The following is a 9,129-nucleotide window of genomic DNA, read 5'->3' as shown; positions in this document are numbered from 1 at the left end:
GCTACTAGCGTTGTGGAACCACACCGACTCCATCCCGAACTCGGAGGTGAAACGCAACTGCGGCGAAGATACTCGGTGGGTGACTGCCTGGGAAAATAGCTCAGTGCCAGGTTAATTATCAAAAAGCTCTCTTGCCCAATGATTATGGATGCAAGTGAGCTTTTTTGCTTTTTGTATTGGGGGATAAATACTTTTGCTTAATTTCTTGAATAACCTTTAACCTAGAATTGTTGAACGAGAGATTGAGCTGTGGATGCCATATTAGAGCGATCGCATGAATTAAAACAAGCCTTAATTGAGTTTGTCTTGGAGGCGGAAGGAGAGCTGGCGCAATCGCTAGAAGCTTATGCCGCTGCTCAGCAACACCGAGAGCGTCAGGATATTGCACAAAGAGACCTAATTATTGATACCTTCTTAACTGAAGGAAAAGTAGGGGATGGGGATAAAGACGTTTTGGATTTGTTTCTGGAGAGCCAGCCAGAATTGTCCGAAAACGATCGCAACTTAGTCAGTAGCTGGCGGTGCAGCTTCATTGGCTTGTTTGCTACGCTTCAAGTCTTATCAGATGGCTTTGAGTTGATGAACTGGCTGACCGCTAAGCGCTACATCGTCAAGCCAAACACGCTTCTAACATGGCAGGAGATGAGCCGGTTTAAAGAGGGAGAAATTTTACTCACTCGCATTGCACCTGTAACCGAGAGCGTCTGGATGTTTTCTGGTCCTTGTATCCCAATGGGGAGATTAGGAAAACCCAAGCTGGCAGTGGCAATCGGAAATTTTAAGGAAAATTACAACAAATCGCTTTATAGTGACGCTCCAGAACTTCTAGAACTGGCATGGCAATCAGTAGAACAATATCACCAGGATTTTCTGAGCTTTTTTGGTAGCGACGAAGTCGTAATGCCTGGGTACCAGATGAATAAGAGGATAGAAGAATTTCAGGAATTACTAACTAAGAAACGCTTAGCAGCGGCAGGCATTGATGAAAATAAATCGCTCTCGGAAATAGCCGCAGAAGCTGGGGTTACAGAAGAGGAAATGAAAGCAGCCGCAGAAGAATCAGGTGCCGATTCAAAAGCGATCGCTCAGATGTTTGACAGCAAAAACCCAACTAAGATGGTGACACCTAAAGTTGAGTTGCCTGCAAATCTCAAGAAAGCCGAACAGCTAACAGCCCTCACCCATCCTCGTTGGGGTCAAATATTTCTGCCTACATACAGCCGGTTCAAGGCAATGCTAGAAGCAGAAGACTGGCAGAACAACATTGAAAACACTGAGAAGCTGGTTCGTCAGTATCTAGAAGACTCGACGATTAATGCCTTCATTTGGCATCGCTTAGCCGAAACTTATCCAGCCCAAATGGAAAAGCTGTTGAAAACAGTGTTACAGCGTCCAGAATTGAAAATTGACCGCGATTTAGACGCTTTACTCCAAGAATATAACAAGGCGTTAGAGCCTGATTTACCGGAGATTGCCAGTGTGCCAGTGCATTTACATGATTTATTTCAGGAAGCGCTGGCAGATGTTAATAAATCAAAATCTAAGGGCAAGAGTAAAAAGAAGATAGGAATAGGCTTTCAAAAGTAGCGATTGGGGCTGAAGTGGTTACTGTAGCACTTCTCAGTTGGATGGAATGTATTGGGGTTCTAAGGTTTGGTAGGGGCTTTTTGATTGCCATGCCCCTACAGATGTATCGCAACCCAATCGAGAACTGCTATAACTCCAGTGCTATCTTCAGTGTCAGCAATTGGTAGAATCACTATTTGCAACTTCATCCCAGTCCCTCTTCATGCCAGCCGCAGTTGTCACGCTAAAAAACACTGAAAATCAGGATCGTTTAATCATTCAGAATCCCGCAGCAGGGCTATCCTTGCAGGGACGTATTCGGGTACCAGGGGATAAATCTATCTCCCACCGGGCTTTGATGTTGGGAGCGATCGCCCAAGGAGAAACCACCATTCAGGGACTCCTCTTGGGAGAAGATCCCCGCAGCACTGCTAGCTGTTTTCGGGCGATGGGTGCCGAAATTTCGGAACTGAATACGGAAATGGTGCGAATTCAGGGCATCGGACTCGGCTGCCTACAAGAACCAACCTCAGTCTTGGACGCCGGTAACTCAGGTACTACCTTGCGACTGATGCTGGGGCTTCTCGCCTCTCATCCGGGACGTTTTTTTGCTGTGACGGGGGATAGCTCGCTGCGCTCGCGCCCAATGTCTCGCGTTGTTAAACCGTTACAAGAGATGGGCGCTCAAATTTGGGGACGTCAGAACGACTCTTTAGCGCCTCTAGCAATTCAAGGACAACAACTGCGACCGATTCACTATCACTCTCCGATTGCTTCAGCACAAGTCAAATCTTGTATCCTCCTAGCTGGATTGATGGTGGAAGGACAAACTACCGTTACCGAACCCGCCCTCTCCCGCGACCATAGCGAACGGATGCTCAAAGCTTTCGGGGCAGAACTCAGCATCGATCCAGAAACCAATAGCGTCACCATTACTGGCTCAGCCAAGCTGCAAGGGCAGCCGGTGGTTGTGCCTGGGGATATCAGCTCAGCTGCCTTTTGGCTGGTTGCTGGGGCGATTGTACCGGGTTCGGAGTTGTGCGTGGAAAATGTAGGGGTCAATCCCACCCGCACCGGCATTCTGGAAGCTCTGGAGAGGATGGGCGCTGACATTCAGATGGAAAATCAGCGGATTGTCGCGGGTGAGCCAGTAGCAGATTTGCGGGTACGTTCCAGTGCCCTTAAAGCATGTGAAATTGCTGGCGATCTAATTCCTTGCCTGATTGATGAGATTCCGATTTTGGCTGTAGCGGCAGTGTTTGCCCAAGGAACTACTGTAATTCGAGATGCAGCAGAGTTGCGGGTCAAAGAAAGCGATCGCATTGCCGTTATGGCATCTCAGCTCAACCGCATGGGTGCCAAGGTTACAGAAAGACCCGATGGGTTAGAAATTACGGGGGGCACTCCTCTCATCGGCACTGATGTTGATAGTCATACCGACCATCGAATTGCCATGAGTTTAGCAATTGCTGCCCTGAATGCAGAAGGCACTACCACAATTGGGCGTGCCGAAGCAGCCGCTATTTCTTACCCGGACTTCTTTCAATCCTTAATCGGGATTATCAAGTGATATTTAAGCTCAGATGCTTACAGCATTTGCGTTTTTACTCTAGTTATTAAAAAAAGCAAGGTGGGTAGTATCCACCTTGCTTTTTAAATGAGGAATCACACAGCGGTCGCCTTAGCTTTAGGCGATAATTGTTCGCGGTTATGAGGTTCCTCAAAATCAATTAACGGCCCTTTCGGAACAATTCTGGTGGGATTAACTTTTGGGTGGCTTTTATAGTAATGGCGTTTGATATGGTCGAGGTTGCAGGTTTCCTTTACCCCCGGCACCTGGTAGAGGTCTTTCAGGTAATTCCAGAGATTGGGGTAATCCACAATCCGGCGTAAATTGCACTTGAAGTGGACATAGTAAACGGCATCGAAGCGCAAGAGAGTGGTAAACATACACCAATCTGCCTCGGTGAGGCTTTCTCCACACAGATAGCGGTGCTCCGCTAACACTTTTTCCCAACGATCGAGAGCATCGAATAGTTCCGTCACCGCTTCATCGTAGGCGGCTTGGCTAGTCGCAAATCCTGCCCGATAAACGCCATTATTAATCGGTTGGTAAATTGCATCAATCGTCTTATCAACCACCTCCTGCAATTCTGTTGGATAAAAATTCATCTCAGACTTGGCGAAATCATCGAATTCTGTATCAAACATCCGAATGATCTCGCGGGATTCATTATTCACAATCGTGGCAGTTTCTTTATCCCAAAGAACTGGGACAGTCACCCGCCCATTGTAATTAGAATCCGCTTTAAGATAAACTTCCCACAAATAGCGAGTCTTATTTACCGTATCGGGGATAGAACCTGGTTCTTCTGAGAATTCCCAACTATTTTGATCAATTTCGGGTGCCACAACTGAGAGACTGATAACATCTTCTAATCCCTTCAATTGGCGCATAATTGCGGTTCGTTGCGCCCAAGGACAAGCCCAGGAAATATAGAGATGATAGCGACCCGGTTCAGCCTTAAAGCCACTATAACCATCAGCTGTAATTTTGTTGCGGAAGGTTGTTGATGGGCGAATAAATTTTCCTTGGGAGTCTTCTTGTTCTCGTTCGCTAACCCACTTTCCATCAATCAAAAGACCTAAACCCATAACGTTCTCCTTTGAGAGTATGAAGGGCAACCCCAGGAAGATTGCCCCACACTTATTGGGTCAGGTTCTCACCTAAAATTCATCGGTCTTAGGTGCAAAATAGGGCGATTACCTTACTCAGCGCTGAGGATTTTTGGCACTTTGAAAAAGTCACCCTCTTGATCTGGGGCACCTGTGAGAATAGCTTCCCGGTTGGGAAAGGGTTGCAGTTCATCAGGGCGTGTCACATTGCTGACATCAATTGCCCTTGTTGTGGGTTGCACATCACTGACATCAAGTTCGCTTAATTGTTCAAAATACTCCAAAATACTGCCTAGTTGGGTTGTAAATTGGGCTTCTTCTTCGGGGGTCAGTTCTAGGCGAGCCAGATGGGCAACTTTGCGAACTTGTTCGCGGTCAATCATAACAGTGGTAATGGCTTATTGGTAATTGGTCATTGGATAGTAGGTAGTAGGTAATTTTTTCTCTTTTGTTGATTACCTATTCCCTGTTACCTAAAAGAAGATATCCATCGTAGAGCGCCCAGTCGTTTTGAGCCAATTTTGGGCTTCGATGTAGTTATTCGGAGCCATACTAATCGCTTGTTTCCAATATTCTCCTGCTTTGTCAAACAAAGCTTCAGCAGCTTCGGGATCTCCATCTTCCTTGATCTTTTCACCCTGGAAGTGGTAAATGACGGCAATATTATTCAACGCTTGAGGCAGGCGGGGATTACAGTCAAGCGCTTGGTGGTAGTATTCCAAAGCCTGCTCGTGGTCACCATTGCTGGCGTATATCAGCCCCATATTGTAGAGGATATAACTGCGGTCGTAAGTGTCTTCCTCTAGCGTTAGGGCTTCTCTGTAATTGTCTAGAGCTTCGGCGTATTCACCATCTGCCTGCGCTGACATACCATCGCGGTAGTAGATGAAGGCTTCTTTTGCTTTCTTGTTGGCAGGCAGGATTTTCAGGATTATATCCGCCATTACCGTGAAGCTCTTGTCAATGAAGTTATCGTTTTTTTGCGTTCTTGGCATATCCGGCTCTGTAATGCTGCGCTAATTAGGAGAGTGTAGACTGGTCAGTTTATCGCTCAGTGATGCTCTTTAAGCTAATTTAACGCGCTCTGGGAGTCAACTGGATTGAGATTAACAAATGCGATCGCGCATTTGTTGTTCTTTCCTCAATCAACCGAGTTCCTCAGTATTTTTTTCGCAGACGTATTATTTTATACAAAATAAATACTAGTTCTTGTGTATATTTAGAGAATGGAAATCTGTGCGCTTATATATACGGAATTAAAGCTTGGCGATCGCTCAGCCGTAAGGCTAATGCACCCTTGACTATGGTTGGGTTTAATAATGCAAAGTGCCATCTGGGAGAATTGCACTATTGAGCTGGACGCCTTCGAGAAGCGCATTCTCAAAATCAGCATTTCGCAAATCTGCCCCCCGCAAGTCCGTTCCTCGGAGAATGGCATTGCTCAAGTCAGCACTAATCAGATTAGTTTCCCGCAAATCAGCCTTTGTGAGGTCAGCGCCCGGTAACTTCGCCATCGTCAACTCAGAACCGGCAAGGTTAGCGCCTGTGAGATTGGCTTTAATCAACGCCGCTAAATTCAAATTAACGCCGCTCAAGTTAGCACCGCTGAGGTCACTATTAATAAAGCTGGCACCGCCTAGATTTGCCCCACCAAAGTTGGCACCTCTTAAATCGGCAGCACTGAGATTGGCACCGGCGAGATCGGCACGCCTCAAGTCAGCCGCCCTTAAGTCCGCATCTCTCAACTCAGCACCCCTCAAGTCACACTGAGGACATTGTTTAGTTTTTAGCAAATGTTGAACGTGTTCCAGATTGGCTGCTTTGAGTGGTGTGGTTAATCCCAAAAGTGAGAATAGGAGAGCGAACAGCCACGTTAGCGTTGCCAAGCGGCGCTTCGGTTTAGGGTGGCATACGCTAAGAGCGAATAGGTTAAGAGCGATCGCGCGAGTTCTTGGTTTCATAATCTGCCTGCTGGAATTTGCCAAAATTTTATACTGGTGATAGTAGCCTCCGTCCTTGAGGAAAGCACATGGCTCCCAATCCCACCCTCATGCAAGCAGTTGAACACCTGGGCTACCGTGTCACAGTTGGCGATGTGGCAACCCAAGCTGGGTTAAATGTCAACATGGCTCAGGCTGGATTACTCGCTCTGGCATCCGACGCCGGTGGACACTTGCAGGTAGCAGAAACCGGCGAGATAGTCTACCTTTTCCCTAAGAATTTCCGGACAGTTCTCCGCAATAAGTTCTTGCGGTTGCGACTGAAGGAATGGTGGGAAAAAATTTGGAAAGTTTTGTTTTACCTGATCCGGATTTCCTTCGGGATTATCCTGATTGCTTCCATTGTCCTAATTTTTGTCGCGATCGCAGTTATTCTAATCGCCGTCAATAGCAGCCGCGACAGCGATGATTCCGGCGGCGGTCATCACGGTGGCGGCGGTATGGTTTTTATGCCCCGCTTCTGGTTTGGCCCTGACATCTGGTGGTTTTTCTATCCAGACTATAGCGATCGCTACCAGCAGCGTCGTGTCTCATCCCCCGAAGGCAAGAGACAGATGAACTTCTTAGAAGCCGTCTTCTCCTTCCTGTTTGGCGATGGGAATCCTAATGCCGATTTAGAAGAACGCCGCTGGCAAGAAATTGCCACTGTAATCCGCAATAACCAGGGTGCTGTCACCGCCGAGCAAATCGCACCTTATCTCGATGACATGGGCAAAGGCTGGGGCAAAGAATACGAAGATTATATGCTTCCCGTCCTCACTCGTTTTAATGGGCAACCAGAAGTCAGCCCAGACGGGGAAATCGTCTATCACTTCCCAGAATTACAAACTACAGCGCAAGAGCGAAATTCGCAGCCGGTGGCTGCTTATCTTCGAGAGCGTCCTTGGCGCTTTAGCCAAGCCGATAGCGGACAAATTATGCTCTCTGCTGGATTAGGTGCCGTGAATATTATCGGTGCTTTAGTTCTTAATTCCCTGTTACGGGGTGAGATAGGAGTTCAATTAGCACAATCTGGCGGACTCATCGCCTTCGTGCAGTCAATTTACTGGATTTTACTGAGTTACGGCATCGCCTTCCTGTCAATTCCCCTAATCCGCTATTTCTGGATTCAGTGGAGAAATCAGCGAATTGAAGCCCGAAATCAACAACGACAAGAACGAGCCATCTTGTTGAATCAAGCGAATTCTGCTTTGCAGAAGAAAATTGCTTATGCTCAACAATTTGCTGCGAAAACAGTAATCGGTCGCGAGGATTTAGCCTACACGACCGAAACCGAGCTGATAGAACAGGAGATTGAGCAAGCCGATAAGATTGATGCAGAATGGCAGCGTCGCCTCAACCAAAGTGGTTCATAAAGATTCTTTGGGGCGTTTAAAAATCAAGAAACCATAACCATAACCCGGATGGGAATTCACGCCGGTTAATTCCCAGCCTTCCTGTCCTAGTTGATTGGATAATTCATGGAGAGGTGGGAGGTCTTGTTTATCTCGAAAGTCTTTTTCGTTGACACTTTTGGGTCGGAGATCGCCTGCAAAGTAGTCAAACCGAACAAAGAGATACTCCCACTTTTTCACAGCAATCCTTCTGGCGTTTGATTAAGTCAGCTGAAAAGCAAGGAGCGATCGCTCCGGGATGAGCGAAGCGATGTCACTTGGTGGCTACCGCTTCGCTCATCGCGACTTTGGGGAGGTAACAGCCCCGCCTCTACTGCACTTTCATGCTAGCGATCGCGGTGCGCTGGTAATAATGCCCCAAAATTTGCTGGTAGTTTGTCCCCTGCTGAGCTAAATTGTAAGCCCCCCACTGGCTTAAACCAAGACCGTGACCGAAACCACGACCGTTGAGCTGAAAACCCGTTCCTGTAGAGCTAACCGTGAACAACGTACTCCTAAGCTTCAGTGCTTGACGCAGCTGACTTCCAGTCATCCGCCGCGTGCTACCACTTCCAACGACTTTCATCGTCATAATCCGTCCGCTAGGAGTGGTGCGTTCCGGTATCAAAGATTTAACATTGCTTACACCCAGAAGCCGACTAAGTTCGTTGCGGGAGAAGCTTTTCTGCCACTGGTAGCCCGGTGTCCCTTGGTCGTAGTCTGGAACGCCGCGCAGGTAAGCCAAGGGTTCCGACCAAACATTTTCCACATTTTCCGTGTGTCCTCCAGAAGCGGAGTGGAAGACAGCAAGAATAATTTGACCGTTGTAGGTTAAAACTTGCCCAGCCGTGGCATTCACAGCCATTTGCGTTGACTCGGCTTCGGTTTCCAGACCTTTGTAAACTTGCCAAGTCTGGGTATCGCCGACATCAAAAACGCTATTGCCAGCAGTTTGACGCTTATACAGGGCGTAGGAACGAGCGGCGACAGCTTGCGCCTTCAAGGCTTCCAGAGGCCAATTAGCACTCATTTCCGAGCCTAAGACGCTGTAAAGATATTGTTCTAAATCAACTTGGTTGACGGCGGTGAGTCCTTTGCCGGTGCGAACCAATCGAGTGCGTCCCCGATACCAGCGATCGCCGATCCAAACATAACCGCCAGCCGTCGGTTCCACTATCAGTTGCGTGCTTTGCTCTCCGCCCAGCGCCACGCCACCGCCTGTAGGACGGGCTTCCATGCCATCCATTGCCGCCATTTGCCCTACTACTCGACCGGCACTATCGCGGATTACGGCTTTGGTGGAACTGCCCACGGTAATCTTGCTGACGCCTTCTTGAATCGCTACGCGCAGTTCCATCGCTTTCGCAGGAGCAACCAGCATGAGCCACAACAAAAAAGTCAGCCACCATTTAGAAGGATGTAGCCGCCCGGAGGACGCCTTCCCGAAGCCTAAGATGAAGCAAGAAGTCTGAAGCATGAAGGATTTCTGTTTGCCTAGGAGCTGTTTAGTTACC

The 9,129-nt window shown here is 47.9% G+C and carries 9 protein-coding genes and 1 rRNA gene; 4 read left to right on the top strand and 6 right to left on the bottom strand.

What is annotated here, in order from left to right:
* From rrf to aroA, 3 genes are all read left to right on the top strand, one after another.
* Window positions 1-112, top strand: a 5S ribosomal RNA gene (rrf, locus tag NC996_RS15135); the annotation flags it as partial.
* Window positions 113-249: 137 nt separating this feature from the next.
* On the top strand, window positions 250-1,587 hold the full coding sequence (locus tag NC996_RS15130) for a hypothetical protein (protein WP_190689086.1): 1,338 nt from the start codon (window positions 250-252) through the stop codon (window positions 1,585-1,587).
* A 202-nt stretch (window positions 1,588-1,789) separates the two neighbouring features.
* The gene (gene aroA / locus NC996_RS15125) at window positions 1,790-3,136 is read left to right on the top strand and encodes a 3-phosphoshikimate 1-carboxyvinyltransferase (RefSeq protein ID WP_190689083.1); all 1,347 of its coding nucleotides are present in this window, start codon (window positions 1,790-1,792) and stop codon (window positions 3,134-3,136) included.
* A gap of 95 nt (window positions 3,137-3,231) precedes the next feature.
* Here the strand turns inward: aroA and NC996_RS15120 are convergent, their stop codons facing one another.
* From NC996_RS15120 to NC996_RS15105, 4 genes are all read right to left on the bottom strand, one after another.
* Window positions 3,232-4,221 (bottom strand): glutathione S-transferase family protein, encoded by a 990-nt coding sequence (locus tag NC996_RS15120; protein WP_190689081.1) that lies wholly within the window; start codon window positions 4,219-4,221, stop codon window positions 3,232-3,234.
* Between the two features lie 113 nt (window positions 4,222-4,334).
* Window positions 4,335-4,625: an Asp-tRNA(Asn)/Glu-tRNA(Gln) amidotransferase subunit GatC gene (gatC, locus tag NC996_RS15115; protein ID WP_190414356.1), complete on the bottom strand. Its 291-nt coding sequence runs from the start codon at window positions 4,623-4,625 to the stop codon at window positions 4,335-4,337.
* A 90-nt stretch (window positions 4,626-4,715) separates the two neighbouring features.
* A complete protein-coding gene (locus NC996_RS15110) occupies window positions 4,716-5,237 on the bottom strand; it encodes a photosystem I assembly protein Ycf3 (protein ID WP_190430410.1) in 522 nt (173 codons plus the stop codon).
* Between the two features lie 318 nt (window positions 5,238-5,555).
* Entirely contained in the window at window positions 5,556-6,203 is a 648-nt protein-coding gene (locus tag NC996_RS15105; protein WP_190689079.1) for a pentapeptide repeat-containing protein, read from the bottom strand.
* Window positions 6,204-6,271: 68 nt separating this feature from the next.
* Between NC996_RS15105 and NC996_RS15100 the strand changes: the two genes are divergently transcribed.
* Window positions 6,272-7,597, top strand: a complete 1,326-nt coding sequence (locus tag NC996_RS15100) for a hypothetical protein (protein ID WP_190689077.1) — start codon at window positions 6,272-6,274, stop codon at window positions 7,595-7,597.
* Here NC996_RS15100 and NC996_RS15095 read toward each other — a convergent pair.
* Both NC996_RS15095 and NC996_RS15090 read right to left on the bottom strand, forming a co-directional pair.
* Window positions 7,592-7,816 carry a hypothetical protein gene (locus tag NC996_RS15095; protein WP_190689075.1) on the bottom strand — a complete coding sequence of 75 codons (225 nt, stop codon included), beginning with the start codon at window positions 7,814-7,816 and terminating at the stop codon, window positions 7,592-7,594. The genes NC996_RS15100 and NC996_RS15095 overlap by 6 nt on opposite strands.
* Before the next feature lie 130 nt (window positions 7,817-7,946).
* Entirely contained in the window at window positions 7,947-9,092 is a 1,146-nt protein-coding gene (locus NC996_RS15090) for a SpoIID/LytB domain-containing protein (protein WP_190430423.1), read from the bottom strand.
* Between the last annotated feature and the right edge of the window lie 37 nt (window positions 9,093-9,129).

Source organism: Trichocoleus sp. ST-U2 (genome assembly GCF_039961875.1).
Classification (GTDB): domain Bacteria; phylum Cyanobacteriota; class Cyanobacteriia; order Cyanobacteriales; family FACHB-T130; genus FACHB-T130.
The sequence above is the reverse complement of the archived record's forward strand: the minus strand, read 5'-3'. Positions and strand labels throughout refer to the sequence as shown.

What these genes read in the sequence shown, in the direction of transcription:
- aroA (WP_190689083.1), top strand. Translation starts at nt 1,790, where the DNA reads ATGCCAGCCGCAGTTGTCACGCTAAAAAACACTGAAAATCAGGATCGT.
- NC996_RS15120 (WP_190689081.1), bottom strand. Translation starts at nt 4,221, where the DNA reads ATGGGTTTAGGTCTTTTGATTGATGGAAAGTGGGTTAGCGAACGAGAA.
- gatC (WP_190414356.1), bottom strand. Translation starts at nt 4,625, where the DNA reads ATGATTGACCGCGAACAAGTTCGCAAAGTTGCCCATCTGGCTCGCCTA.
- NC996_RS15110 (WP_190430410.1), bottom strand. Translation starts at nt 5,237, where the DNA reads ATGCCAAGAACGCAAAAAAACGATAACTTCATTGACAAGAGCTTCACG.
- NC996_RS15105 (WP_190689079.1), bottom strand. Translation starts at nt 6,203, where the DNA reads ATGAAACCAAGAACTCGCGCGATCGCTCTTAACCTATTCGCTCTTAGC.
- NC996_RS15100 (WP_190689077.1), top strand. Translation starts at nt 6,272, where the DNA reads ATGGCTCCCAATCCCACCCTCATGCAAGCAGTTGAACACCTGGGCTAC.
- NC996_RS15090 (WP_190430423.1), bottom strand. Translation starts at nt 9,092, where the DNA reads ATGCTTCAGACTTCTTGCTTCATCTTAGGCTTCGGGAAGGCGTCCTCC.